Source organism: Kosmotoga olearia TBF 19.5.1 (assembly GCF_000023325.1).
In the GTDB taxonomy this organism is placed as follows: domain Bacteria; phylum Thermotogota; class Thermotogae; order Petrotogales; family Kosmotogaceae; genus Kosmotoga; species Kosmotoga olearia.
The window spans coordinates 273,652-299,064 of record NC_012785.1 but is presented as its reverse complement, the minus strand read 5'-3'; the positions used below and the strand labels follow the sequence as shown (position 1 = coordinate 299,064).

At 42.0% G+C, this 25,413-nt stretch carries 27 protein-coding genes; 14 read left to right on the top strand and 13 right to left on the bottom strand.

Translation table 11 applies throughout. The features are described 5' to 3' along the window. Window positions 1-11 precede the first annotated feature (11 nt). From lepA to speD, 3 genes are all read right to left on the bottom strand, one after another. Entirely contained in the window at window positions 12-1,826 is a 1,815-nt protein-coding gene (gene lepA, locus KOLE_RS01385; RefSeq protein WP_012744784.1) for a translation elongation factor 4, read from the bottom strand. 349 nt (window positions 1,827-2,175) lie between these two features. Further along, on the bottom strand, window positions 2,176-3,021 hold the full coding sequence (gene speE, locus KOLE_RS01380; protein ID WP_049753287.1) for a polyamine aminopropyltransferase: 846 nt from the start codon (window positions 3,019-3,021) through the stop codon (window positions 2,176-2,178). A 35-nt stretch (window positions 3,022-3,056) separates the two neighbouring features. Then, the gene (gene speD, locus KOLE_RS01375; protein ID WP_012744782.1) at window positions 3,057-3,452 is read right to left on the bottom strand and encodes an adenosylmethionine decarboxylase; all 396 of its coding nucleotides are present in this window, start codon (window positions 3,450-3,452) and stop codon (window positions 3,057-3,059) included. A gap of 202 nt (window positions 3,453-3,654) precedes the next feature. On the opposite strand from speD, the gene mreB reads away from it, so the two are divergent. The 4 genes from mreB to KOLE_RS01355 are packed head-to-tail and all read left to right on the top strand — an operon-like array spanning window position 3,655 to window position 7,397. Next, window positions 3,655-4,674, top strand: coding sequence for a rod shape-determining protein (gene mreB / locus KOLE_RS01370; RefSeq protein WP_012744781.1), 1,020 nt, complete (start codon window positions 3,655-3,657; stop codon window positions 4,672-4,674). Beyond that, a complete protein-coding gene (locus KOLE_RS01365; RefSeq protein ID WP_012744780.1) occupies window positions 4,671-5,372 on the top strand; it encodes a hypothetical protein in 702 nt (233 codons plus the stop codon). Before mreB ends, KOLE_RS01365 begins: the two co-directional genes overlap by 4 nt. Before the next feature lie 2 nt (window positions 5,373-5,374). After that, entirely contained in the window at window positions 5,375-5,764 is a 390-nt protein-coding gene (locus KOLE_RS01360; protein WP_012744779.1) for a hypothetical protein, read from the top strand. Then, on the top strand, window positions 5,745-7,397 hold the full coding sequence (locus KOLE_RS01355) for a penicillin-binding transpeptidase domain-containing protein (RefSeq protein ID WP_012744778.1): 1,653 nt from the start codon (window positions 5,745-5,747) through the stop codon (window positions 7,395-7,397). Before KOLE_RS01360 ends, KOLE_RS01355 begins: the two co-directional genes overlap by 20 nt. 37 nt (window positions 7,398-7,434) lie before the next feature. Here KOLE_RS01355 and KOLE_RS01350 read toward each other — a convergent pair whose 3' ends face one another. From KOLE_RS01350 to KOLE_RS01320, 7 genes are read right to left on the bottom strand one after another with little or no spacing between them, the layout of a single operon-like run. Further along, the gene (locus KOLE_RS01350; protein WP_012744777.1) at window positions 7,435-8,274 is read right to left on the bottom strand and encodes a M55 family metallopeptidase; all 840 of its coding nucleotides are present in this window, start codon (window positions 8,272-8,274) and stop codon (window positions 7,435-7,437) included. A gap of 21 nt (window positions 8,275-8,295) precedes the next feature. Beyond that, the gene (locus KOLE_RS01345) at window positions 8,296-8,922 is read right to left on the bottom strand and encodes an IMPACT family protein (RefSeq protein WP_012744776.1); all 627 of its coding nucleotides are present in this window, start codon (window positions 8,920-8,922) and stop codon (window positions 8,296-8,298) included. Window positions 8,923-8,924: 2 nt separating this feature from the next. Next, a complete protein-coding gene (gene hflC / locus KOLE_RS01340; RefSeq protein ID WP_012744775.1) occupies window positions 8,925-9,773 on the bottom strand; it encodes a protease modulator HflC in 849 nt (282 codons plus the stop codon). Continuing rightward, window positions 9,770-10,735 (bottom strand): FtsH protease activity modulator HflK, encoded by a 966-nt coding sequence (hflK, locus tag KOLE_RS01335; RefSeq protein WP_012744774.1) that lies wholly within the window; start codon window positions 10,733-10,735, stop codon window positions 9,770-9,772. The genes hflC and hflK overlap by 4 nt, the downstream gene beginning before the upstream one ends. A gap of 17 nt (window positions 10,736-10,752) precedes the next feature. After that, the gene (gene murB, locus KOLE_RS01330; RefSeq protein WP_012744773.1) at window positions 10,753-11,652 is read right to left on the bottom strand and encodes a UDP-N-acetylmuramate dehydrogenase; all 900 of its coding nucleotides are present in this window, start codon (window positions 11,650-11,652) and stop codon (window positions 10,753-10,755) included. Then, entirely contained in the window at window positions 11,639-12,277 is a 639-nt protein-coding gene (locus tag KOLE_RS01325; protein ID WP_012744772.1) for a HEAT repeat domain-containing protein, read from the bottom strand. The genes murB and KOLE_RS01325 overlap by 14 nt, the downstream gene beginning before the upstream one ends. Continuing rightward, window positions 12,270-13,874: a DNA repair protein RecN gene (locus KOLE_RS01320; protein ID WP_012744771.1), complete on the bottom strand. Its 1,605-nt coding sequence runs from the start codon at window positions 13,872-13,874 to the stop codon at window positions 12,270-12,272. Before KOLE_RS01320 ends, KOLE_RS01325 begins: the two co-directional genes overlap by 8 nt. A gap of 154 nt (window positions 13,875-14,028) precedes the next feature. Between KOLE_RS01320 and rpmH the strand changes: the two genes are divergently transcribed. The 7 genes from rpmH to KOLE_RS01285 are packed head-to-tail and all read left to right on the top strand — an operon-like array spanning window position 14,029 to window position 17,433. Then, entirely contained in the window at window positions 14,029-14,163 is a 135-nt protein-coding gene (rpmH, locus tag KOLE_RS01315; RefSeq protein WP_012744770.1) for a 50S ribosomal protein L34, read from the top strand. Next, on the top strand, window positions 14,160-14,564 hold the full coding sequence (gene rnpA / locus KOLE_RS01310; RefSeq protein ID WP_012744769.1) for a ribonuclease P protein component: 405 nt from the start codon (window positions 14,160-14,162) through the stop codon (window positions 14,562-14,564). Before rpmH ends, rnpA begins: the two co-directional genes overlap by 4 nt. Beyond that, window positions 14,536-14,778 (top strand): membrane protein insertion efficiency factor YidD, encoded by a 243-nt coding sequence (yidD, locus tag KOLE_RS01305; protein ID WP_012744768.1) that lies wholly within the window; start codon window positions 14,536-14,538, stop codon window positions 14,776-14,778. Before rnpA ends, yidD begins: the two co-directional genes overlap by 29 nt. Then, entirely contained in the window at window positions 14,775-16,112 is a 1,338-nt protein-coding gene (yidC, locus tag KOLE_RS01300; protein WP_012744767.1) for a membrane protein insertase YidC, read from the top strand. Before yidD ends, yidC begins: the two co-directional genes overlap by 4 nt. Window positions 16,113-16,146: 34 nt before the next feature. Next, window positions 16,147-16,851 (top strand): RNA-binding cell elongation regulator Jag/EloR, encoded by a 705-nt coding sequence (jag, locus tag KOLE_RS01295; protein ID WP_012744766.1) that lies wholly within the window; start codon window positions 16,147-16,149, stop codon window positions 16,849-16,851. Next, window positions 16,817-17,176 carry a cupin domain-containing protein gene (locus KOLE_RS01290; protein ID WP_012744765.1) on the top strand — a complete coding sequence of 120 codons (360 nt, stop codon included), beginning with the start codon at window positions 16,817-16,819 and terminating at the stop codon, window positions 17,174-17,176. Before jag ends, KOLE_RS01290 begins: the two co-directional genes overlap by 35 nt. 17 nt (window positions 17,177-17,193) lie before the next feature. After that, entirely contained in the window at window positions 17,194-17,433 is a 240-nt protein-coding gene (locus KOLE_RS01285) for an FmdB family zinc ribbon protein (RefSeq protein ID WP_012744764.1), read from the top strand. On the opposite strand, the gene tsaD is transcribed toward KOLE_RS01285, so the two are convergent. Then, window positions 17,416-18,408 (bottom strand): tRNA (adenosine(37)-N6)-threonylcarbamoyltransferase complex transferase subunit TsaD, encoded by a 993-nt coding sequence (gene tsaD / locus KOLE_RS01280; protein WP_012744763.1) that lies wholly within the window; start codon window positions 18,406-18,408, stop codon window positions 17,416-17,418. The two genes, KOLE_RS01285 and tsaD, sit on opposite strands and share 18 nt — an antisense overlap. After that, window positions 18,408-19,619, bottom strand: a complete 1,212-nt coding sequence (gene clpX / locus KOLE_RS01275; protein WP_012744762.1) for an ATP-dependent Clp protease ATP-binding subunit ClpX — start codon at window positions 19,617-19,619, stop codon at window positions 18,408-18,410. Before clpX ends, tsaD begins: the two co-directional genes overlap by 1 nt. 104 nt (window positions 19,620-19,723) lie before the next feature. Here clpX and KOLE_RS01270 point away from each other — a divergent pair, with 104 nt between their 5' ends. The 3 genes from KOLE_RS01270 to KOLE_RS11005 are packed head-to-tail and all read left to right on the top strand — an operon-like array spanning window position 19,724 to window position 24,425. Continuing rightward, the gene (locus KOLE_RS01270; protein WP_012744761.1) at window positions 19,724-21,379 is read left to right on the top strand and encodes a radical SAM protein; all 1,656 of its coding nucleotides are present in this window, start codon (window positions 19,724-19,726) and stop codon (window positions 21,377-21,379) included. Continuing rightward, window positions 21,361-22,341 carry an asparaginase gene (locus KOLE_RS01265; protein ID WP_012744760.1) on the top strand — a complete coding sequence of 327 codons (981 nt, stop codon included), beginning with the start codon at window positions 21,361-21,363 and terminating at the stop codon, window positions 22,339-22,341. Before KOLE_RS01270 ends, KOLE_RS01265 begins: the two co-directional genes overlap by 19 nt. A gap of 17 nt (window positions 22,342-22,358) precedes the next feature. Next, window positions 22,359-24,425, top strand: a complete 2,067-nt coding sequence (locus KOLE_RS11005) for an AI-2E family transporter (RefSeq protein ID WP_012744759.1) — start codon at window positions 22,359-22,361, stop codon at window positions 24,423-24,425. On the opposite strand, the gene queA is transcribed toward KOLE_RS11005, so the two are convergent. Beyond that, window positions 24,396-25,412, bottom strand: a complete 1,017-nt coding sequence (queA, locus tag KOLE_RS01255) for a tRNA preQ1(34) S-adenosylmethionine ribosyltransferase-isomerase QueA (protein ID WP_041288793.1) — start codon at window positions 25,410-25,412, stop codon at window positions 24,396-24,398. The two genes, KOLE_RS11005 and queA, sit on opposite strands and share 30 nt — an antisense overlap. Between the last annotated feature and the right edge of the window lies 1 nt (window position 25,413).

Below are 25,413 nucleotides of genomic sequence, written 5' to 3'. Positions count from 1 at the left end.
TTTCACCCCATTCACTTATCTTCTTCCCCTATCTTTAACAAAGCAAGGAATGCCGTCTGCGGTATTGTAACCCTTCCAATTTCCCTTAATCTTTTCTTTCCTTCTCTTTGCTTCTCAAGGAGTTTCATTTTTCTCGTTATGTCTCCACCGTAACACTTAGCCAAAACATCCTTTCTGAGAGCTTTTATATCGGTCCTGGCGATTATCCTTCCGCGGGACTTAGCCTGTATGGGAATCTGAAACTGATGTTGAGGAATCAGATCCTTGAGCTTTTCAACTACTTTCTTTGCCACGGCATATTCCTTGTCCTTATGAACGATGAATGATAAGGCATCAACCACTTCTTTATTAACAAGGATCGTTACCTTTACAAGATCGGAGGGTCTATATCCGATGATCTCGTAATCCATAGAAGCGAATCCTCTAGAAATAGCCTTTAGTTTATCGAAGAAATCAAACATTATCTCTGACAGTGGTGCGATGAATTTCAGCACTACTCTGTTCTTACCGGCATTTTCGACTTCCTTAAATTCACCGCGCTTCTCTGAAGTAACGAATCCAATTATGTTACCCATATATTCAGAAGGTGTGATTATGGAAAGCTCGACGTAAGGTTCCTCGACCTCTTCAAATTCACCATCGTTTGGGAATTTTGCGGGATTGGTGATTTCCACGATTTCACCGTTTTTCATCTTCACTCTATATACAACATTTGGAGCGGTTAAAATCACAGCTATTTCAAATTCCCTTTCAAGCCTTTCTCTAACAACATCCATATGAAGCAACCCCAGAAAGCCAACCCGGAAACCGAATCCAAGAGCTGGTGAATTCTCCGGTTCAAAAACCAGAGCGGGGTCGTTTAACTTTAATTTCTCAAGAGCCTTCCGCAGTTCTCCGTAGTATTCAGGGAGACCCGGGAACATTCCAGCATATACCATTGGCTTGACTTCTCTAAATCCCGGAAGAGGTTCAGAGATAGGATTATCTGCCGATGTTATCGTGTCACCTATTCGTGCGCTGGAAACCTCTTTTATCCCCGCAATTATGTAACCAACCTCTCCTGCACTTAAAGAATCGGCCGGTATAAGTTCGGGAGTAAATATTCCAACCTCGGTGACTTCAAAGGTTTCACCGCTGCTGAACATCATTATCTTATCTCCGGGGCGCACCGTGCCCTCGAAAATCCTTGCATGAACTATAACCCCTCTGTATTTATCGTACTCGGCATCAAATATGAGAGCTTTCAGGGGAGCACCAGAATCTCCAGAAGGTGCCGGAATTTTATCAACAATGGCTTTAAGAATCTCCTTAACACCTTCGCCTGTTTTCCCGCTCGCCTTTATACAATCTTCCTCCGTAAAACCAATGAGATCTTCCAGTTCGCTTATGGTTTCCTGAATATTGGCATTTGGAAGATCGATTTTATTTATGACAGGAATGATTTCCAGGTCGTTTTCTAATGCAAGGTAAGTATTTGCGAAAGTTTGCGCTTCAACTCCCTGACTCGCATCGACGAGCAATATTGCACCCTCGCAGGCAGCAAGACTTCGTGAGACTTCGTAAGAGAAGTCCACATGGCCGGGAGTATCGATTATATTTATCTCATATGTTTTTCCATCATCAGCGGTGTACATTACTTTTACCGGTGTGGCTTTTATCGTAATTCCTCTTTCCCTTTCAATATCCATAGTATCAAGATACTGTTCATGCATCTTTCTCTGTTCAATGGCACTGGTGATTTCGAGTATCCTGTCAACAAGAGTGGTTTTCCCGTGGTCAATGTGCGCAATTATCGATATATTCCGTATCAATTCCTTATTGTACATACAAATTCCCCCTGATATGTTCTGATAGAAATTTTATCACGGGAACGTTTTAAGCGCATGAAAAAAAACAAGGGAGAGTACTCCCCTGTCTTTTCTGGTAAATGCTATTTAACTAATTTTAAGAAATTCTTGTCCGAGATCCCGAGAAGTTGAGTACTGTAGATAGATCCTGAATTTAAATCGGTATCTCATTTTTGGGTTTTATCCGCCGCAGGCGCATATCAACTGCGAAGCAGTTCGAGACAACCACGAAGTGGTTCGGAACAACTCCGCAGGAGTTCGAGTCAATCCCAAAGGGATTCGTACCCTCAGCGTAATCGAGCTTACCATTTCTTGGATTCTCGTGTTTTTATTCGTTAATCAACTCTTTTATAAAATTCGGCAAGACAAAGCAAGCCTTGTGAATGTCTTCGTTGTAATATTTTAATTGATGATCAAAATTCTGCACTCTCGACGGATCAAAGTCGTCAATTGGGTGGTACTTTTTGGAAGCGAAAACATATGTCCACAGTCCTGATGGATAGGTTGTCATAAAGCCTGTATATAATTTAGAAATCGGGAAAGCAGATGAAATTCTGTTGTACGCTATGGCCACCCATCCTTTATCGTAGAAAGGATCTTCCGTTTCGGCAGAGAAAACACCGTCTTCCTTTAACGCTTCAAAACAATTTTTGTAGAATTCTTTTGTGAAAAGATGGCCACCCTCCCCAGCCGTCGGATCGGTGGAATCAACGATTATGGCATCAAAATAATCCTTGTACTTCTTGATGAATTCAGCACCATTTTCGTTTACGATTTTGGCTTTTGGGTTGTCCATTTCTACAGCCGTTGGCAAGTATTTCTTTGCAGCTTCTATAACATAAGGATCGATTTCACAAAGTATTGCCTCTTCAATAGATGGATGCTTCAAAGCCTCACGCAGACTTCCTCCATCCCCTCCACCTATTATGAGGACTCTCCTGGGTTCAGGGTGTACGAACAACGGAACATGAACCAGCATTTCGTGGTACATGAATTCATCCACTTCCGTCATCATCGTTATACCGTCAAGAGCAAATACCTTTCCAAAGTCGGGATGTTCGAATATATCTATCCTTTGATAAGGACTTTGGTAAGAGTGTAACATCTTTTTTATCTTCATAAAAATGCCTGCGTTTCTACCAGTATAATATTCCATGTACATAAGATGATCCATCGTTCTAAGATCTTTTTTCACACCAATCCCCTCCGTTATACCTTGTGTGGTGCAGTTTCAGGAATCCCAATTTCGGAGTAAATTCCTCTAAGGTGTTCAACCACGCTGGTTTTTTTTGCATCAAATTTTATCCTCAAGAATTCAAAAGCTTTCCATGGGTTAACCTCATCGCCGCAGGTGAAGAGGTCTATAGCTGCGTACCCGTATTCCGGCCAGGTATGTATTGCAAGATGAGATTCCGCTATTACAACAACTCCACTTATTCCATGTGGCAAAAATCTGTGAAACGACGAATCAACGATCGTAGCCCCAGCTTCCTCAGCGGCCTGCCTCATGGAATTGACTACGAAGTCGAGATTGTCCAGTGCTTCAGACGAGCATTCAAAGAACTCAGCCACCAAGTGACGCCCGAGAGCCTTAACTTTTTTCACCTTTTCTTCCCTCCATATATCAAAAATTATGCCCCCCTCTCGGGTAAGGCATTTGTGCTAACTCTTTATGTGATGCGATTGCATTATATTCTTTTAGAGAATGAAAAGTCAAACATTTAGTTGTAAAAACCTGGTTAACGACTGAGATTTATTGATGGTAAAATTTATTGAGATAAACCAATAACTATCAGGAGGCAGACGTATGTTATTCAGACAGGATATGGGAATTGACCTAGGAACGGCGAACACACTGGTATTTGTAAAAGGAAGCGGCGTTGTCGTAAATGAACCTTCAGTTGTCGCTATTGATTCAGAATCTCAAAAAATCCTTCAGGTTGGTCTAGAAGCCAAGAAAATGGTTGGTAAAACTCCTGCCAGTATAATCGCTATAAGGCCTTTAAGAGATGGTGTGATAGCGGACTACGATATTGCTCTGGCAATGCTTAAATACTTTATTTCGCGCGCTTCAAATCGTTTTACTCTATTAAAACCCCGGGTTGTAATAGGAGTTCCCTCCGGAGCAACCGAAGTAGAAAGAAGGGCATTGACCGATGCTGGGTTGGAGGCCGGAGCAAAAAAAGCCTTCCTTATAGAAGAACCCATGGCAAGTGCAATAGGTGTAGGACTAAATGTTGAGGAACCGACCGGAAATATGATTGTTGATATCGGTGGCGGAACCACAGAGATTGCCGTCATATCTCTGGGAAGTATAGTGTTAAGCCAATCCATAAGAACCGCGGGCGATGAGCTTGATGAGTCTATTGTACAGTATGTTAAGGATAAGTACAGGCTTTCCATAGGTGAAAAAACTGCGGAGAGAGTGAAAATTGAAATAGGGAACGTTGTTGATCACGAGGATTTCGACGAAGCGGAAACTGAGGTCATTGGTTTGGATCTGAATACGGGCTTACCCAAAAAACTGATCCTGAAGGGCTACGAAGTTCGCGAAGCTATAACAGAACCTGTAAATAGAATCGTTGAAGCGGTTAAATTCACCATAGAGAACACACCACCTGAGTTAGTCTCTGATATTGTCTTGAATGGTATCAATGTTGCCGGTGGCGGCGCGTTATTGAAAGGTATAAGAGAGCTTCTGGAAAGAGAAACAAGGATTAAGGTAAACCTTGCAGATGACCCGTTAACCTGTGTCGCACGGGGCGCAGGAATGGTTCTTGAAAGGGTTTCGATTTTAGAAAGGATTTCTAAGGAGAATCAATATTGAAACTTTTGGAGATTTCCATAACCATCCTTTTGATTTATCTAGTGTTTGTCTCTACGTGCTTTTATTTGGGGCTGTTAGATGGCTTCAAGGTCTTTCTTGGAAAAGCGATCTGGCCCCTGACTTATATGAGGATGAGATCCTCAGAAATTTTTTCTATATTACTAAAAGAACAAGGAAGAGTTGTTTTACTTTCGGAATTAAATGAATTGCTAAAAAAAGAATTATCAATAACCGGAATTGAGCCTCCTTTGAGGGTGGCCTTTTACAATCACTACAGAGGAAATCATCTATTACTGGATGCTGTTTCCACTCCGTTATTAGGGTCCCCTGTTGTTGCCTTTGAAAGCAAGCATATTGTGGGGGTCGTCGTTGGTTGGGGTAGTGGCTATATAGAGGTTGAACCTCTGAAGTTTTTAGAGTTTAGAATTCCCGCGGTTGCCAGACATCGTTCTGTGGATATTGAAGGATTCGTTTACAGTGAACATGGTAGAGTGTTCTTTAAAACCTTTGATCCTGTTGAGTTAGAGTATGGAGATGAGGTAACCCTTTCACCGTCAATTGAGGGGTTTGGGTATCTGCATCACGCCGGATTGACGGTTATTGGTCAGATTACTACTCCCTTTAGGGAATGTGGAAACTATCTGCTGAAAACCCTGGAGATATCCGGTGAATTATTCATATATCTTGGAGGAGAGTAAATGTGAGCTGGAAATATTTGATTCCTGTATTTCTTACATACATAGATCTGGGTTACGCCGATCTCTTTCCACTGTTCCCACTTTCAATTGTTTTGTTATTTATAACCTTAAGAGGCGGATGGTTGAGCTTTGTTTTGAGCCTTTTTATAATCTGGCTAATAAGCGTTTCATACTCCAGCCTGAGTTTTGCCGTTCTGGCAGGAATCATCACATCTTTCGGGTATCTTGTGTTCAAAACGAAGTTAAAAACTCCTTTTTCAGCAATTTTAACAACATTTCTGCTGTCGCTATCGACATTGGTATTCAATACCTTCTTTCCTGGAATTTTTGTAGCTCCGCTGCTGATTCTATTTATTTTGAGGAGGAAAATCCTTGAATTCGAAAAGAATTGATTTACTATTTCTCTTCTTTCTCCTCGGGGCAGGACTTTTTATATTCAGGCTTTTTCAGTTTCAAATCCTGGAGCACAAAGAATTCCAGGCAGAAGTGGAAAAAATAATAACACGCGTTTCTTCAATTGAAGCTCCAAGAGGAAGAATATTCGACAGGAACGGGATCCCCTTAGCATGGAATGAACCGATTTATATTCTAAAGAAAAAGGTGCCTTTCCTTTCTGAGAAAATCAGGAGCATTCTTTATACGGCACTCAATAGAGCTGATGATGCCACTTCAACCATCAGAAAACTGGAGGCCTTTGGGGAGGTAGAAGCTCATTTAAGGGCTGATTATATACATCTTCTGGAAGATTCGGACGAAATTGATGTCGAAGAACACTTCGTGCGGCGTTATAGCGAAAATCCAGGAATAGCACATGTCGTAGGCTACATTACATCTGAAGAACAACCGGTTCGGGGGATTGAAAAATTTTACAACGACCTGTTAACCGGGAAAAATGGCCTGAAGCTCTTGAAAGTGGATAACCACGGAAAGGTTGTTTCTGTACTGGAAAAAACAGAACCAATTCCCGGGGAAGATCTCGTTCTCACCATAGATGCGAGTCTCAGCAGTTACGCTTATTCTTTACTGAAATCGTACAACCGTCCCGGCGCAGTTATTGTTATGAAAACCGACGGCCAGATTCTGGCAATGGCTTCCAATCCCTCGTATTCTCCAGAACAATTCTCGTTAGGCCTTTCCGATAGGGAATGGACAAGACTCAAATACGATCCTGAAGGCCCTCTGCTTAACAGAGCTGTTTCCCCGTATCCGCCTGGTTCAATCATAAAACCTTTTATTTCTATGGTGGCTCTTTCAGAAAAAGTTTCGCCAGACGCAACCATCTTTTGTTCGGGGATTTTTCAGTACAAAGATTCAGAGGGACATACCCTGGCTGTGTTTTCTGATTGGTATCTTTACGGTCATAAAGAAGTTGATTTGAGAAGAGCCCTTGCGGTCTCCTGCAACGTGTATTTTTATGAGTTAGGGCTTAAACTTGGTATAGACACGCTAACCCATTATGCTGAACTGACGGGCATTTTTGGCAAAACAGGTATAGATCTTGAGGAAAGAGAGGGACTCATGCCATCAAGGGAATGGAAATTTAAAACCTACGGTGAGCCGTGGTATCCCGGTGATACGATCCTAACCTACATCGGTCAGGGGTATGCGCTTATGACACCTCTTGAGGTAACAAGAATGACGGCGATAATAGCTACAAAAGGGTGTGAGGTTGTCCCATATATATATCGAAGGAGTGCAACGAACGAAAAAGACTTTCATCTTTCCGAAGATGCGTGGGAGACAATCATAGCTGGAATGAAAGATGTCATATCACGTGCCGGAACAGGTCCTGCTGATAGAGGAACGGCCTACCATGCTTTCAAAGGGTTTCCTTACGATGTTGCTGGAAAAACCGGAACGGCAGAAAATACTGGTAATGTTCCGCATTCCTGGTTTACAGGCTTTTCTCCGGTTGATGATCCAGAAATCATAGTAACGGTGTTTGTCGAAAACGGCGGCTATGGTTCAACAACAGCCGCCGCGATAGCAAGAAAGATCTTTGAAGCATACTACGGGATTCGTTGATTGATTAACCTCGATTCCTTTCATATCTTCAAGAGACTTATTCGTAATTGGCAAATCGGCCACCAAGCATTGCTATTGCCAGTATCATCCTGAATATTTCTAGATATTCTGTGGATGTGTATCTAACTGTTCTGCCAGAGGTTCTGGTTAACCCCGGTATAATTGCGACCGCATCTGCGACAACAGTTGTAACAAGATCAACCTCGAGGGTTATCTCACCATTGAGTTTCTTGACTTCCAGGCTATCGAGCTGCTCCAATAACTTTTCGAAAGCCTTTTCGTATGCTTTTTTTACCTTGACTGGATGATAGACTTTGGCGGAGAATCTTCCGATTCCTTCTTTCGTTCTTACAAAGGGAAAATCGTTTCCAAAGAATTCTTTGACCTGCTTTTCGAGAACATCATCGCCTGTAATCAGTCCTACCGGTACACCGAAGACTCCTGCGTAATAAGCATTTATCTCTGTTTCACCAACTTCTTTTCCGTTCAGTCTTATGTTGTAGATGCAGGATCCGGCATAGGTGTGATCCATACCAGCCCGGAACGAACCTACTTTGCCATGATAGCCGAGGAGCATAACAAGGTCGAAGCTGTTATCAAGCCCTTGCATCATATAAAAAGGTCTCGGGTAACCCCTGATCCAGCTAACTCTGTGGTCAGAAATACCACCAAAGGGCAGATTTTCTCCCCTGGAATGGGAATCGCAAATCACTATCTCTTCGACCTGTTCGTTTAATTTTGATTCTTTGATGAGTTCAATTACCCAGTTGAGTTCCGTGTTCTGCATGGTGGTATATATTTTGTTGTTTGACTTCATCTCGTTCCAGGAGACTACCCCCGCAATGCCTTCCATATCTGTCGAAATGAATATCTTCATCGCCATCCCCCCTGATAGCCTTTACACCTTTTCAACAAAGACGATGTTACCATTCATCTCTACTTCTATTTGCCTTTCCTTGAAGAAGGAGATGAGAACATCAAGGTTTTCCACTCTACAGGAGATTTTGGCTTTTACTGAAGCGCCGAAATCGATGTCTTGAATATTGAAGTCTTTTCCCTCAACAAATTTTCCAACGAACATGTTCCATATGCTGTAATTAACCTGGACACTAAATACCTTTCCGGGACAGTATCTTCCTTTTTCCCCTTGTTCCAGAGTGGATCGTGCGGTTGACCGATAGGCGTCTATTAACCCCCGTACACCAAGCTTTGTTCCGCCAAAGTATCTTGTAATAACGATGGCCACGTTTGTCATGTTTAGCTCTTCAATGGCCGAAAAAATAGGCCGACCGGCGCTCCCATGGGGTTCGCCGGCATCGGAAAAATTGAACTTTTCAACGCCATTACCAATTACCTTGTAAGCCCAGCAATTATGGCTAGCATCCCTGTACTTAGCAGCTACGTCTCTGATGAATCTTTTGGCTTCTTCCTCCGTTTCACAATGTGCTGCGTTACCTATGAAAACGGAACGCTTTATATTCACTTCAAAAGAGACGGTCCCAGTTAGTGAAAGATAACAGCTCAATCCTATTCACCTTTCATCAGTTTTTCAATGAAGCTCATATCTGGGCTGAGTATGAATTTTGAATCTGGCAGCGTCTCTTCATAGACAACCAGCCTTTTCCAGAACTCGTAAAATTCCGGGTCGTCCGAAAAGGCTTCCGCATAGATTCTCAGAGCTGATGCTTCCGCGGTTCCCTTTATTATTTCAGCTTTCTTCTGTGCTTCTGCAAGGGCTATTACCTTCAATTTATCAGCTTCGGCGCGAATCATATTGGCTTCCTTTTCACCTTCAGCACGGATCAGGGCGGCTTCCTGGTAGCGTTCAGATTTCATTCTGTTGAAAACAGCGTTTTTATTTTCATCAGGAAGGACAGCACGTTTAACCCTGACGGATACAATGAGGATACCGTAGTCCTTCATTTCTTCAGCAGCGGCCAGGGTGACTTTCTCGAGAACCGCGCCGCGACCGGAGATCACTTCATCAAACTGCAATTTTCCAAAGGTGTTTCTCACGATGGAGTAAACAACATCGTCGATCCTTGTCAGAGCAAGATCGACCGATTTCATCGTTTTCACGAATTTTTCAGGATCAACGATCTTCCACACAGCGATGGTGTCCACCAGAAGCGTTTTCTTATCCTTTGTGAAAATTCTTTCTGCGGGAACATCGTATATCTGTAAACGTTTATCGAATCTTACAACCTTGTCAACAAAGGGTTGTTTGGTATGGAGCCCCGGTTCGGTACTAACCTCTTTTATCTCTCCAAAGCGGAGAACGACCGCCTGTTTGGTTTGATCTACAATGTAGAAGAATTCAGGTACAAGTATCAGAGCAATAATCGCCAGAATCACAATTGTTATTATGGCTTTCATCGGCTACCACCTTCTTCCATTTTGGAGAGGTCCAGGAACTTCAATACTCCATCTTTACTAAGGAGAACGAATTTTTCAGAATCTTTAAGGATTCTGTTCAGCATTTCGAGATAAAGCCTTGTACGGGTTATTTTCGGCGCCTTTTTGTATTCTCCAAAAACCTTTGTGAATCTCTCTGCTTCACCCTTTGCTTTGAGGATCAATTCTTCAGCATAGGCTTCCGCCTCTCTTACTATCTGGACGGCTTCACCTTCAGCACGTGGAATTAAATCGTTCTTGTATCTTTCTGCTTCATTTCTCAGCTTTTCTTTATCTTGCTTCGCGTTGTTGACGTCGTCGAATGCGGCAACAACCTGTTCAGGTGGACTGACCTCCTGGAGATAAACGTTCTTTACCTCGATGCCAACATTGAGCTGGTCTAAAACATCCTGGACTCGCTCAGCCGTTTTTGCTGCGATTACATCCCTCTCGAATGTGAGGACTTCATCTATACTCGCGGCGGCAACCTCTTCCCTGAGGATGGCTTCAGAGACGAAACGGACCACCTGCTCGTCATTAATCAGGTTAAAAGCAAACTGCTCAGGATCTTTCACATAGTACTGAACAACTGCTTCCACAGAGACGATATTTCCATCGCCTGTCAACATCAACGATTCATTCTTTACTGAGGTGTATCTTCCTGGCGAAACTGTTCTGAATCCTATCTCCTGTTTTCTGAGTGCGGAAACATTGACCTTAACAACGCTTTCGATAGGGTATGGGAGATGATAGTGTAAGCCAGGACCAACGGTTTTTATGTGGGCACCGAATCGTTTGACTAACCCAACCTCTGCCGGTCCAACGAAGAAAAAACCTGACAGGAAATAAACAACGACAATTGCGATTATTACAAACACAATAACAAAACCACTCATGAACTTAAAAGAGGGTCTTCTTTCAGGTAATTCACCTATTTCTGTCATAGGATCACTCCTTTCCTTTACCAGATGTCGATCTCGGTTTGTAGGATAACTCCCGTTTTTTCATAAACCCGCGCTTTTATTTTTTCAATTAGTTCTACCAAATCTCTCTGTGTACCTCCTCCTACGTTTACAATAAATCCCGCATGTTTCCTGGACACTTCAACGCCACCAACTCTTAGTCCTTTTAATCCGAGTTTGTCAATGGTAGAGCCAACATAAAAATCCGGTTTGGGACGCAAGAACACACTACCAGCACTTGGAAGGTGTATCGGTTGTTTTTCCAGTCTCTTCGATAATATCTCTTGCATCTTCTCACGAATCTTTTCTGGCTTACCTTCGTGTAATGAAAGAGTCGCGCTGAGAATAGTTAGACCGTTCTTTTTAAACAAACTCTGTCTGTAACCATAACCTATTTCCTCTACGGATAGTTTTTTTGGCTTCAAATTATCGTCTAAAACGCTCACTGACTCAACGACCTGAGACATCTCTCCGCCGAAAGCGCCTGCGTTCATGTAAAGAGCACCACCAAGAGTTCCTGGTATTCCGGAAGCGAACTCCAGGCCGGAGAGCCCCCCCTCAGCGGCTATATCCAGAACCCTTCTAAGAGGCACACCACATTCAGCTGTTATCTTGTTTCCAGAGATTCTAACGTTCGCTAAATATCGAGTATGGACGGCAATGCCATTGAAGCTTTTTGGAGGAACAACGTTAGACCCTCCGCCGAGGATTTTGAAAGGGACCGAATGAGCTTTTAAAACCTCCAGGCATTTCGAGAAAGCCTGAATGGTCATCGGAAAAACGACCGCATCGACTCTTCCACCAATTCTTATTGTGGTATAGTTTGCGAGAGATTCGTCGAGCTTTATTTCGCAACCTGAAAGGTACAATTTCCGGAAAAGCTTATTATTTAGACTCACAATTTTCGCCCCAGAAGTAGATTTTGTCGATGATTTCTTTCCCACTCTTCAAATTCTTAACTACTTCTATGAATTCCGGCCGATTCACAAGCAACATCTGAAGCGCCTCGAGCAAAAAAGCTTTCGTTGCCTTATCAATTTTATCATCATTGTAAAGCTCAACAAGAGCTTTTAGAGCCTTCATGGATCCAGTATGGCTGAGCGCCATAATTATCTGGTCACGAAAATCAGTGCTTACAGCTTCCTTCAGGAGCATTGACAACAGATCAACGACTTTATCACCTTCACCCAGTTTTGCCAGAGCCTCGTATAAAATTACCTGTGCTTCTTCACTGTCATAGAGTTTTAACATGGAGTATATCAGTGGAACTATCCGTGTTTCACCAATATCACTGAGTCTGTCAACGATATAAAGGGCTGTGATGTCGTTTTGCCTGCCTTCACTGACAATTTCTTTTAGTTTCTTAAAAAGTGCATCAATACCGGAAGATCCCATATCGCACAGTGCATCAAGACATATATTGGCTACCTCGTCGTCCTCTTTTTCAAGCAGATCTAAAAGCAAAGGAATTGCTTCTTCTCCTTTTTCATCGACAATCTTCCTTATAACTTCATCCCTATTCATATAATCTTTCCTCCCCTATTATTCCAGTCATAGCTTTCAGTTCAAGTTGTCTTTCCTGGTCGCTGAGAGTTTTTACAAAGGAATACGTATTATTCCCGATTATCTCTTTGTTCACAGTAAAATGTCTGTCCGCAATAGCCGCGATCTGCGGGATATGCGTTATCACAATAGATTGGACACTATCCGAGATCTCCTTTACTTTTTCAGCGACAATCTTTCCAAGCCTCTGTCCAACACCGGTATCGATTTCATCAAAAACAACAGTGCTTAAGGTAAGTTCATCCTTCAAAACAGATTCTATAGCCAGCAGAATACGGGAAAGTTCACCACCGGAAGCTACTTTCGAAATCTCTAACAGTCCTCCCCCGGGATTTGTCCTGATCAGCAAAGAGACCTTTGAAATGCCGGAGCTCGTGGGGTGTTCGTTTGGTATGAATTGAAAATCAACAATTGCCCCTTTCATTTTCAGATCATCAAGATGCTTCTGTATCTTCTCCTTTATAATCCTGGCAACCTCAAGACGTTCTTTATCTATCTCCTTTCCCAGTCTGATAAGCTCCTGGTAGAGTTCCTTTTCCCTCTCCACCAACCTTTCTTTTTTAGCTTCTAGATTTGTGAGTTCTTTAAGTCTGTTTGCTATTTTTTCTCCTGTTTCGATTATCTCTTCAACGGTTTGACCGTACTTTCGCTTCAAATTCTGTATCAACGAAAATCTTGCCTCGACTTGCGAGAATTCTTCATCATCGAACTCAAAATTCGGAAGCTCAGCTACCAGCATATCGTAGAGATAATCGATCTCCTCAATGGCGACGCGAGCATGTTCGGAAAAATCTTTGTAACCATATTTTTCAAGTGCTTCCAGGTCGTGCAGGATGTTAGATAATATTGCATAAGCCGAATTGTCCATATCTTTCAATGTCTCCATTAGAAGGGTAAAGGTTTTCTTGAGTTCCTGAGCGTCGGTGTATTTTTTGTACTTCCGTTCAATTTCAATGTCCTCACCGGGTTGGAGCTTTGCATCCACAATCTCTTTCAACTGAAATTCCAGAAAATCCTTCTCTCTTGCTATGCTTCCAGGGTCTACTTCGAAGGTGCCTAATTCTTTTTTGACTTTTACAAACTCGTTATATTTTTCTGCGTATTCCTTTAGCAAGGAACGATCCCTTATCATGTTGTCGAGAATCAGGTGATGTTTTGAGCTATCGAGAAGTTTCACACTACTGTGTTGAGAGTGAATCTCAATCTGGTCTGAAAGAAGCTCAGCAATGACCTGGCGCGGCGTGATTTTTCCGTTCAGACGGTATATAGTTCTTTGAGGCCCGAAACTAACCTTTATCAATATCTCGTCAGAGGGTTCGATTCCCATTTCCACGGCCCTTTTGCGGAGGGCTTCGTTCATGAGAAATATGGCTTCGACATAGCTGTCTTCCTTTCGTTCGGTGAGTTGTGGAGAAAAGCCGGTTACTGCTTTCAAGGCTTTCAGAAGAAGCGTTTTTCCCGCACCAGATTCTCCTGTTATGACGTTCAGCTTTTCAGAAAACTCCATGTAAAATTCTTTGAAGGTGAAAAAATTCTTTCCTGATAGAGTAAAAAGCATTTCTAACCTCCATCTCTTGGTTTCAACAACATTATACTATTTGCATATGACCCTTCGGTGGGTAATAATAACATTAATCTTAATCTTTCCATCCTTGACAGTTTTTCAGATGCTCCGTATAATCTTCAAGGATACATTAAAAGGAGGTTGAGCTATGAAGAGGACATACCAGCCTTCGAGGGTTAAGAGAAAGAGAACCCACGGATTTCTCGTTAGGATGAGAACGAAATCCGGTAGAAGGATTATTGCAAACCGCAGAAGAAAAGGAAGAAAAAGATTGGCGGTGTGAGAAAAATCGACCAGAGATTAACACGAAATGAGAGATTGAGAAAGAAGGCAGACTTTGATAGAGTGTTCAAACAGGGAAATGTTGTTCAGGATAATTTCTTCGTTGTTCTCTATGTCAGAAATGGTCTGCCTTTTTCTCGTATTGGTGTATCTGTAAAAAAGAAATTCGGAAAAGCACACGACAGGAACCGACTCAGAAGGATTGTAAAAGAGATTTTCAGAAAGAACAAAAGTGCTTTCCTGCCAGGTTATGATATACTCGTCATTGCAAGAAAGGAACTTTCTGACTCGTTTAAGAGTGGTAAAGCTGATTACCATATTTTATCTGATCATTTACTTGGATTATTGAGCGGGATTGCAGAGCAGGAAAAAAATGAAAAAAATAGTTCTGACGTTAATTAACTTTTATAGGAAATACATTTCTCCATCCAAGCCTCCTACGTGTAGGTTTACACCTACCTGCTCTGCTTACACTTTTGAAGCTGTTCAGAGGTTCGGTGTATTTAAAGGACTTTTGCTGGGAACCTGGCGTATTTTAAGATGCAACCCCTTCAACAAAGGTGGATATGATCCAGTTCCAGAAGAATTCAAACTGCTAAGGAGGAACACGAAATGAGAAAAATTACTGCTTTGTTCTTTATCTTGGTTGTTTTGTTTGCTTCTGTTCTCCTTGGTTCTGAAATGACCACAAAAGAGGGGACAGACACTCTCACGATATCTTCCAAGACTTTTACAATTGTTCTAAATACCAGGTTGGGGGTTCTTGACGATATTCGTATTAACGTGGATAGAAAGGTTGTAGATATTTATACTTATTATCCTGAAGATCCTGATGGTTACAATGTGTACGGTTCCAACGGCGAACTCATTCCAATTTCATTCTCATACGAAGAGGATGAAAATGGAAATATTCTTGTCTACTTTTTCTATGATAGTGGAACAAAAACCTTTGTCGTAAAAAATGACCCTTACTACGATTTTGATATTATTCTATCTTTTTCAGAGGAGATTACCGCTGTAAGTGTTCCTTATATATCGGAGATAAATCAGAAAGTCCATCCGAACTTCTTCATTACATATGCAAAACCTGATAAACAGAAAACGGTGTGCATTAGTTATTCTGAAGAAGGACGTTTTGACGTAAAACGTTTTTATCCCAACTCCGGAAGAGCAACTATCTCTGCCTTTGCCGGGCCTGTCAAACTCATACATATCTCCGAAGCGTTTCCGGAGATATACGAAGAAATAAAAAAGGACCTCGAGGAATTCGGTGCCATCGGTTTTACAAGCTATATATTCCACGGGCTTGTCGCATTTCTTTACTGGCTCTATAAGCTGACGAAGAGCTTTGGTTGGGCTATCATCCTGTTCACCATCGTTGTAAGGCTGGTCCTCTATCCCCTTTATCATCTCCAGACGAAATCAATGATACAGATGCGTGCGGTACAACCTGAAATAGAAAAAATCAAAAAGAAGTACAAGGATCCTCAAAAGCAGCAACAGGCTCTTACAAAGCTTTACCGGGAAAAGAACATAAATCCTGCAACCGGTTGTCTCACTCTTTTGATACAGCTACCGGTGTTTTTTGTATTGTACGCTGTTATCCGTTACTTCGGCGAGATGTTTGCTTATTCGCCGAAGTTCCTGATCTGGAGCGATCTTTCAACCGGCGGATTCGTTATAAACCTGCCATTTATAATCATCACAATCCTTGCGGGATTTTACATGTCGCTATTTACAAGCCAGGATCCACGGGCAGCCAGACAGGGCATGATTTTTAATGTAATGTTTCCGTTCCTTTTTTACAGTTTCCCATCGGGTTTATTCCTTTACTACACCACAAATACTGTCATACAGATGCTCATTACTATTTACGTCTACCGTAAATTTGGCATCAAAAAACTAACAGTCAGGGAAGTTCTGGGATTGCCACCAAAACCCGTGAAATAACGCTATGTTAAAGTTCTGGGAGGTGTACATTTAAATGAAAACCGTCGTAGTAAGTGCTCCATCAGTGGATGAAGCAGTAAGACTCGCTCAGATTAAGCTCGATGCCTACGAAGACGAAATAGAGGTAAAGGTTATTGAAAAAGGGTCTAAGGGATTTCTTGGAATTTTTGGAGGTAAAGCAACCAAAATCGAGGCCAAACTTCTTCCTAAATATTTTGAGAGAAAACTATCGGAATACTTGAAAGGAATACTGCACCATTTTGGAGAGGACATCTATTTCGACGTTACTTTCAACGGGAAAACCTTCAAGGTTATTATTGAGGGCGACAACATCTCAAGATTGATTGGCAGGCACGGAAAAACGGTGAGTGCATTGCAACACATCCTGAACATCTATGCCAACAGGCTATCCGATATAAAGGTCAACGTTAGTGTGGATGTCGGTAATTATAAGAGGGAACGCAGTGAACTTGTAGTTAATATGGCTCACAAAATAGTGAGAAAGGTAAAAAAGCAAAAGGGTAAGGTGATTCTTGAGCCTATGTTTGCTTTTGAAAGAAGGATAGTCCATGAAATAGTTTCCCAATATGATGGAGTGAGAAGCTATTCTATAGGGCTTGAACCTTACAGACGAGTAGTTGTGGAATATTCTGGTAACGGCAACGGTAGAAACGGTGCCAGGAAAAAAACCGGGAGGTTCAAAAATGTCAGAGCGTATAGTAACAGGAAAAGCTCATGACCTGGAAGCTCAGGTTTTTGATAGCGATACTGTAAGAGGGGTAGAGAAGCGCATATTGATTGGCGAAAAACACAATGCTCCTAATTTTGTAATGAGGCTTTTCACAGTAAAACCTGGTGGTTACAGCCCCAGGCATTCCCACGATTGGGAACACGAGGTTTTCATTGTTAAAGGGGAAGCCACAGTTGTAACTCCTGAAGGTGAAATAAAGGTTTCCGCAGGTTCGTATGTTTATGTTCCAAAAAACGTTGAGCATCAGTTCAAAAATGAAACAGAAGATATACTTGAGTTCATCTGTGTTGTTCCAGTATATGCAGAAAAGTGAGGAAAGGAGGAATCGTCATGCCAATATACAAATATCGTTGTGAAAGTTGTGGAAATGTAGTAGAAGTCTTTCAGAAGATAAACGACGATCCCTTAGAAACCTGCGAAACCTGTGGCGGAGAACTCAAGAAGATGATAGGCAACATTGGTGTTGTATTCAAAGGAAGCGGCTTCTACTCCACAGACTCAAAAAAAACATCGAATGATTCCAGCAGTTCCAAAGAAACCACTAACAACACTTCAAAGACTAACGATTGAGAGATAAGGTATAGCATTGGTATCTATGGGGGAGAAAATCCCCCTTTTTGCTTTTTCGTAAGCTACCATAGCTATCATCGCGGCGTTGTCGGTGCAAAATTCTATTGGTGGAAAGTAAATATTTATATCTTTCTCTTTTGCAATCTCATTCGCACGCTCTCTTAATCTGGTGTTAGCAGCTACGCCACCGGCAAAAACAATTTTGTTAATGCCATATGTTTTAGCCGCAGCAAAGGTTTTGGTAAGCAAAGAATCAATCACCGCTTCCTGAAAAGCGGCAGCTACATCCTCGATTCGAGCCTCAGGATTGTTCTTTAGAAAGTAAAGGACAGAAGTTTTCAACCCGCTGAAGCTAAAATCAAAATTTCCCTTCTCGTTGAGAGCACGGGGAAAACGATAAATTGGATTTCCGTTTCTGGCAGCTAGTTCGACCTCTGGCCCTCCTGGATAACCCAATCCAAGGAGTCGGGCAACCTTGTCAAAAGCCTCACCGGCCGCATCATCACGTGTTTTTCCTATACGCTTAAAATTATTCCAATCCTCGGCAAGTAGAATTTCTGTGTGTCCGCCGGAAACGAGCAAAACCAGAAAAGGATATTCTAGATCTGGAAAACTCAAAAAATTGGCATAAATATGCCCGATGAGATGGTTGACTGCAACGAATGGTTTGTTGAGCGAGATGGAAAGCCCCTTAGCCAGCGATAAACCTACAAGAAGTGAACCCACCAATCCCGGTCCCTGAGTAGCCGCGAATACATCGATATCGTCGATCTTTAAGCTTGCTCTATCCAGGGCTTCATCCAGAAGGAACAGAATATTTTCAAGGTGTTTTCTTGCTGCTATTTCGGGAACTACACCGCCATATTTGCGGTGAATATTTACCTGTGAAGAAAGAACACTGGATAGGAGCTTGCCGTCTTCAACTATAGCAACGGCTGTTTCATCGCAGGAACTTTCTATTGCCAGTACTCTCATCAGGCTGATTCCCTCGTTATTATTTCAGGTTTTGCGCGTCCCTCTATAACATCTTTGGTCATGATGATCTTTTCAACATTCTCCATACTTGGAGCTTCAAACATAATATCGAGCATAACAGATTCTATAACGCTCTTTATTGCCCTCGCGCCGGTACCCCGCTTCAAGGCTTCTTTGGCGATAGCAGTCAATGCGTCTTCGGTAAATTGAAGTGTTATACCTTCGATCTCCAGGAGTTTCTGGTACTGTTTTATGACGGCATTCTTTGGTTCCAGCATTATTCTTTTCAAATCTTCTACACTCAAGTCATCCAGTGTGGCGACCACGGGAAATCTGCCGACAAACTCTGGAATCATACCGTAGTGAATCAAGTCATCCGGACCAACCTGAGCAAGAATTTCGCCAAGGCGATAGGAATCTTTTCCTTTGACCTCTGCCCCGAACCCCATGGTAGAGGTCAAGATCCTCTCTTTTATAATCTCATCCAGGCCGTCAAAGGCTCCACCAACGATGAAAAGGATATTGGTGGTGTCGATCTTTATGAACTCCTGATAGGGATGTTTTCTTCCTCCCTGAGGCGGAACATTTGCAATTGTACCCTCCACTATCTTCAAAAGTGCCTGTTGGACGCCCTCGCCGGAAACGTCTCTGGTTATGGACGGATTGGAGGTTTTGCGCGTTATTTTATCTATCTCGTCAATATATATGATTCCGTATTGCGCGCGTTCTACATCAAAATTTGCAGCTTGTAAAAGCCTCAGGATAACATTCTCCACATCTTCGCCAACATAACCGGCTTCAGTCAACGGTGTAGCGTCAGCTATGGCAAAAGGGACATCGAGAATCTTTGCCAGAGTTCGGGCAATCAGCGTTTTTCCGGAGCCTGTGGGACCGATTAACATAATGTTGGACTTTTCCACTTCGATGTCATCGCTTCCAATGAAAACACGTTTGTAATGGTTATAAACAGCGACAGAGATTGTTTTCTTTGCCTTTTCCTGACCGATAACGTACTGATCCAGTATTGCCTTTATTTCGGCAGGTTTCGGCAGCTTTTTCCCGGGTTCCCGCCTCACCTTTGTATCTTCTTTTAGAATATCGTGGAATAGTTCAACACACTCGTCACAGATGTAACCTTCTGCTCCGGATATTAACTTTTTTACCTGAGAAGCAGGTCTTCCACAAAATGAACATTTTCTTTCGAATGGCAAAGATATTACCTCCCAAATCTATTTGGTCCAAATTTCTTCAATATATTATACACTCTTAATGAGGGGATGTATGAAAAATCCCGAGAATGGAGGATGAAAACTTCATGAAGGCTGTGCTTGTCGATGGTTATATAGATGAACCCGCCGCTTTTGGTGTTTCGCCTTATATTTCTCCAAAGATCAGGTTACTGGCGGGGATTCTGTTTCGGGCTGGATACGAAGTGGAATACCATACAATAGACGATGTCAGGAAAAAAGAACTCTGGGAAGCTTTTCGCGGCCACCAGATTCTCGTTGTGCACGGCGGGATAACCACTCCCGGTCGATATGTTGGGGGCAATCCAGTAACCCTTAATGATATTAAAAAGCTTCTTTCCGGAAACAAAGAACCACAGAAGATTATTTGTGGACCAATAGCACTTGGATACAGTCTGAAAGGCGGAACAAAGGCTATGAACGTAGAGCTCAGCGAAGTGGATGCGCTGCTTTCCCATGAACTTCAACTTGCAGATTTTTTGGGATTGGAATTGAAGGGTTCAAGATACGAGATATTGAACGAGCTATATCCCATTGGTGCGAGGATTGTACCACAGCACCCGCGTTATCCAGATGTCATGATCGAATTCGATATTTCGTCCGGGTGCGAACGTTCTGACGGCTACTGCTCTTTTTGTACAGAATCACTGCTTTACGGGAAGTTTGAAAGCCGTGATTTGAGAGGCATAGAAAGAGAATTGAGAGCATTAAAAGATGTGGGAGTTAAAGCTTTGAGGTTTGGACGTAGTGCAAATGTTGTGGCTTATGGTTACAATAGAGATGTGGGGAAGCCGGATCCTGAAGCAGTGGAAAACTTGTTCAGATTAGCTACGGAGATTCTCAAGCCGGAAGTTTTACACATAGACAACGGGAATCCGATTTTTATAGCCCAATACCCCGAAGAATCAAGAAAAATCCTTGAAACCATTGCCCGATACGATACACCGGGAGATATAATCTCTTTTGGTGTTGAGAGTTTCGATGAAACCGTTAGAAGGTTGAACAATCTTGGTGGTTCCGCTGAGGATATTTTGAAGGCAATTGAAATCGTAAATGAAATAGGAGCTTTCAGAGTTGATGGTGTTCCAAAGCTCCTTCCAGGGATAAACCTCCTGTATGGATTGCCGGGTCATTCAAAAGAGACCTTTAAGATAGACAGAGCATACCTGAAAAAGATATATGATAATGATTGGCTCATCAGACGGCTCAACATTCGTCAGGTTATGATATTTGAAGGGACGCCATTATCGCACCAGGTTCTTCCTAAATTCTCTAAGAAAGCATTTATAAAACACAAAGAAACGATACGGAAGGAATTCGATACTCCCATGCTTAAAAAGGTATTTCCGGTGGGTGCGATACTGAGAAAGGTAATTCCGGAGTACACTCAGGGAGATATAACCTTTGGAAGACCTCTTGGAACCTACCCAATTCTTGTGGGAAGCCCGGTAAAGTTCGAGAGCCCAACCGATATGGTTGTTATCGGACATGGGATACGTTCTATAACGGCAATACCAGTAAATGCTGATTTAAACAGTCTGAGTTTGAGGGAACTTACTTTTTTGCCGGGCATCGGGAAAAACAGAGCAACAATGTTGGTATTGAACAGACCCTTCAAAAATTGGGAAGAACTCGTGAATTTGCTTGAGCAGGAAACCGTAAACAATCTTAAAAAATTAAGACTTCAGATAGGAGGTAAGACGGATTGCCTGAAATCGCGATAATTACAACCGGAGGTACCATCGCAATGGTAAGGGATCCATCAACAGGTGCTTCTGTTCCCGCAAGTGGAATGAACGTTCATGTGGCAGAAGTTGACGGATTATCTGCAATCGCAAAGATACGACATTACGATTTCAGTAATGTCCCCAGCCCTTATATGACCCCTTCGATGTTGTGGAATTTATCGAGTCTTGTAAACGATATTCTAAAAGATGAAAATATTGCTGGAGTGGTGATAACCCATGGAACGGATACCCTTGAAGAATCCGCTTATTTTCTGGATCTGACCGTTCAATCCGATAAGCCGGTTGTTTGCACGGCAGCCATGCGAAACATCAACGAGCTAGGTACCGATGGCCCAAGGAACGTTGTATCTTCTGTGAAGGTAGCTTTGTCCCCGGCTTCAAGAGGATTGGGGACATTGGTTTGTTTGAACGACGAGATTCATGCTGCAAAGGAAGTTACAAAAACCTATACCAGTAACGTGGCTACCTTTGATTCCCCTGGATATGGACCTCTCGGAATAGTTGATGAAGACAAGGTGGTATACTTTAGAAGATTATACTATAGAGAAAACTACAGAGTTAGATTCATTGAAGAAAATGTAGCTCTGATAAAAACCTTTGTAGGTGATGACGGAAGAATAATAGAAAAATTACCAGAACTTGGTTACAAAGGTCTCGTGATAGAAGCCTTTGGGCGCGGAAACGTCCCGCCAAAGGTTGAAGATGCTTTAAAAGTACTGATAAAAGATCTTAGTTTTCCCGTTGTGATAACATCACGATGCTTCAAAGGAAGGGTTCTCGGCATTTATGGGTACAAAGGTGGCGGACGGAGTTTACATGATTTAGGCGTTATTTTTGCACCGGGCCTTTCCTCTCAAAAAGCTCGAATTAAATTAATGGTAGTAATGGGGTTGACCGATGATCTAACGAAAATTGCTGAATATTTTCAGCATAGTTGAAAGGAGAATGCTCGCGTATGAAGCGTTCCAACAAAGGTAGATTGTTTGTGGCGTTACTGACATTTTTGTATCTCTTCATCGCGTTCATGATTTTCTTACTCTCACCGACCACAGCTATTGTGGTTCTTGCAACTCTGGTTATTGTGTTTATAGTAGTTACCTGGGCAAAATTTGCAACAACGAAGCTCAAAATCAAAAGAGCGTTAGCTCTTATCATCGGATTGCTGAGTGTCTTTTTAACGATAATTATGATAATGTTCTTTATTGTTCCACTTGTCTTGAAACAGGTCCCAAATTTTTACAACCTCGTTCTTGATTTCTTCCCTTCCGATGATAAAACAATATCCACTGGATATGTCGGCACCACCTTGTGGGTGCTGGAAGTGGGTAACCGAGACAGAGTTATCGAATCGCAATATAGAATCATTCTCGACAGGATGGGCGCAAGCAAAGAGCAAATGATCAAGGAGATAGAGGATTACCTTTTAGCGGCTTCTTCGGTAAAGAGAAATCCAAATTACCTTGAATTGCAGCTCAGAAGTGCGACAGAAAAACTGAAAGAGTATTTTGAAGAAGTCCCTACATCACCAGATATAAAGAAAGTGGAAATTTACGGAGCGCTTGTATCATCAGACGAAAGGATATTCAGAACAAAACTTGAAAATAAAATAAAAGAATGCATTTCTCCAGAGACAGTTGCAGTTGCCATAGCACATGATATAGCAGCACGCTTGTCAGAAGAAATATCACAACAAGGTAATCTTCGAGACAGCAACATATACGTTCCTTTTACGATTCAGAGCCGAAATGCCTTGCTCAAAATAATAAACAAATACTCTTATGAATTCAATCCGGACAAAACATTTTCAGAATTCATATCGGAGATAAAACAGATAGTAGATGAAGAAATAAATACTCGTTACTTACTTATGATTCCGCTTCCTGACGGGGAACCGGAAAAAATCAGGGAATTTATAGAAAAAGAACTTGTTTCTGTTTTTCCTCCGGGTTTATTCCGTGTCAAAATTTATTCTCCCGGAGCAAACGATGTGAATTCACTGAAAGCTTATTACATGACCGAAAAAGAGCGCAGCGAGCTACAACGTTATACGGTTAATTTTCCGGATCTGGAAAGGGCCTACATCGTTATAATGGAAGAACCGAATCTACGAGATGGAATAAAAAGACGTGTTGAAGAAATACTCGAAACTTATAAACCAATAGGATTGAGCAAAGAAGAGGAAAAGTATTTCCAGCGATTTACCAGGGACTTTGCAACCAATCTGGCAAGCAACTTCGAGAGTTATGATGGCAATTGGCTTGCTTATACAAACGAATTGCTTGATTGGTTCAACGTAAAAAGAGAAACGAAGGCATCTATTCTTTTGACCACCAGGACTTTTCTTTTAGAACTCAAAGTGAAGCTGAGGGATTATACGAATTCAATGCTAGAAAAAATTCCCAACATCGCTTCTGAAACCTTTACGATAGTGTTTTTTGTGGTAATCGGTTCGATATACACGAGTTTTTACTTTGCCTTTTTCAAAAGGCTTGCTCCAAAACTCTATCCACGGCAGTATAGAAGAATTGCGGCAAACTTTTTAAGGGAACTTCATGGAAACATGAAACGCTACATACTTTCCATACTGTTTATAGCTCTTATAGTGGGTATAACCGTTGGACTCCTGATAAAGTTTCTCGGGCTTGGTTATAGCCTTTTGATTGGATTTTGGGCTGCGATTACCAATCTTGTTCCCGTTGTTGGTGTTATATTTGAAATAGTTCCCATCATTCTCCTGATAGCAGCCCAACCAAGTCTTTCAGGATTGATAATCTTTGTGATTGCTCTTATAGCGATCCATTCAGCAGCTTTCATCATATTCTTGAAACTCATGGGTGATTACAATAGAGTTAACCCCGTAATGGTTATCCTCCTTGTCCTGTTCATGGGACAGTTGCTGGGAATATTGGGTGCATTTCTTGCTGCACCGGTAGCCATACTTCTCAAACAACTGTGGAAACATTTTTTTGAACCGTGGCTTGAATCAGAAAACTCAGTAAATGAAGCAAGCATCGCCGAATGAGAAAAAGCGGTAACGAAGCTTTATAGCTTCATTATAGGCTTTTAGTATTTTTTCGCGTCCAGTAAAAGCTGCCACGAGCATTAAAAGCGTGGACTTTGGAAGGTGAAAATTTGTTATAAGGCCATCGATGACTTTAAACTCGTAAGGTGGATAGATGAATATATCCGTTCTCCCTGATTCCGCGACGAGTTTTCCGTCGTGTTTTTGTGCAACGGCTTCCAGAGTTCTGACTACCGTGGTTCCAACAGCAATGACACGGTTCCCATTTCTTTTAGTTTCCTTAATTAACTCAACCGTTTCTTCGGGAAGTGTGTAATATTCCGAGTGCATAACGTGATCTTCGACATTTTCGACCTTAACCGGGCGGAAGGTTCCAAGACCAACATGTAGTGTCACGAAAGCCATTTTGATTCCTTTTTCTTTGAGTTTTTTGAGCAAAGAATCCGTGAAGTGCAATCCCGCCGTTGGAGCTGCAACGGAACCGTCTTTTTTTGCATATACCGTTTGATAGAGATTAGGATCATCAGGGTATTTAGAAATGTAAGGTGGTATAGGCAATTTGCCGATACGCCTTATCTTTTCCCATGGATTGCTGCCGGTGAATTCAAGGATTCTTGTTGAATCATCGCAATGTTCTACAACCTCACACTGCAAATCTTCAAAAAGGAGCACATTACCGCGTTTTATCTTGCTTCCTGGCCTAACGATTGCCTTCCATTGTTTAGAACCTACTTTTTCGATCAGAACGATCTCCACCTTTGCCCCAGTGGATTTTTTCCCCAACAGCCGTGCGGGGATAACCTTACTGTCATTCATAACCAGCAAATCGCCAGGCTCAAGATAATCGATTATCCGGTAAAAATGTGTGTGCTCAAAATTCTCCCTATCTCTTCTAATCACCATCAAACGACTATGGTCTCTAGGTTGAACAGGTTCTTGAGCTATCAACTCTTTTGGGAGTTCGTAATCAAAATCTGATACTTTCATA

Excerpts from the sequence above, each read along its gene's own strand:
- KOLE_RS01270 (WP_012744761.1), top strand. The coding sequence starts at position 19,724 with ATGAAGGCTGTGCTTGTCGATGGTTATATAGATGAACCCGCCGCTTTT.
- lepA (WP_012744784.1), bottom strand. The coding sequence starts at position 1,826 with ATGTACAATAAGGAATTGATACGGAATATATCGATAATTGCGCACATT.
- jag (WP_012744766.1), top strand. The coding sequence starts at position 16,147 with ATGAAAACCGTCGTAGTAAGTGCTCCATCAGTGGATGAAGCAGTAAGA.
- KOLE_RS01290 (WP_012744765.1), top strand. The coding sequence starts at position 16,817 with ATGTCAGAGCGTATAGTAACAGGAAAAGCTCATGACCTGGAAGCTCAG.
- queA (WP_041288793.1), bottom strand. The coding sequence starts at position 25,412 with ATGAAAGTATCAGATTTTGATTACGAACTCCCAAAAGAGTTGATAGCT.
- yidD (WP_012744768.1), top strand. The coding sequence starts at position 14,536 with ATGAAAAAAATAGTTCTGACGTTAATTAACTTTTATAGGAAATACATT.
- mreB (WP_012744781.1), top strand. The coding sequence starts at position 3,655 with ATGTTATTCAGACAGGATATGGGAATTGACCTAGGAACGGCGAACACA.
- KOLE_RS01285 (WP_012744764.1), top strand. The coding sequence starts at position 17,194 with ATGCCAATATACAAATATCGTTGTGAAAGTTGTGGAAATGTAGTAGAA.
- speE (WP_049753287.1), bottom strand. The coding sequence starts at position 3,021 with ATGGATCATCTTATGTACATGGAATATTATACTGGTAGAAACGCAGGC.
- tsaD (WP_012744763.1), bottom strand. The coding sequence starts at position 18,408 with ATGAGAGTACTGGCAATAGAAAGTTCCTGCGATGAAACAGCCGTTGCT.
- hflK (WP_012744774.1), bottom strand. The coding sequence starts at position 10,735 with ATGACAGAAATAGGTGAATTACCTGAAAGAAGACCCTCTTTTAAGTTC.
- KOLE_RS01320 (WP_012744771.1), bottom strand. The coding sequence starts at position 13,874 with ATGCTTTTTACTCTATCAGGAAAGAATTTTTTCACCTTCAAAGAATTT.
- KOLE_RS01350 (WP_012744777.1), bottom strand. The coding sequence starts at position 8,274 with ATGAAGATATTCATTTCGACAGATATGGAAGGCATTGCGGGGGTAGTC.
- rpmH (WP_012744770.1), top strand. The coding sequence starts at position 14,029 with ATGAAGAGGACATACCAGCCTTCGAGGGTTAAGAGAAAGAGAACCCAC.
- hflC (WP_012744775.1), bottom strand. The coding sequence starts at position 9,773 with ATGAAAGCCATAATAACAATTGTGATTCTGGCGATTATTGCTCTGATA.
- KOLE_RS11005 (WP_012744759.1), top strand. The coding sequence starts at position 22,359 with ATGAAGCGTTCCAACAAAGGTAGATTGTTTGTGGCGTTACTGACATTT.
- KOLE_RS01325 (WP_012744772.1), bottom strand. The coding sequence starts at position 12,277 with ATGAATAGGGATGAAGTTATAAGGAAGATTGTCGATGAAAAAGGAGAA.
- yidC (WP_012744767.1), top strand. The coding sequence starts at position 14,775 with ATGAGAAAAATTACTGCTTTGTTCTTTATCTTGGTTGTTTTGTTTGCT.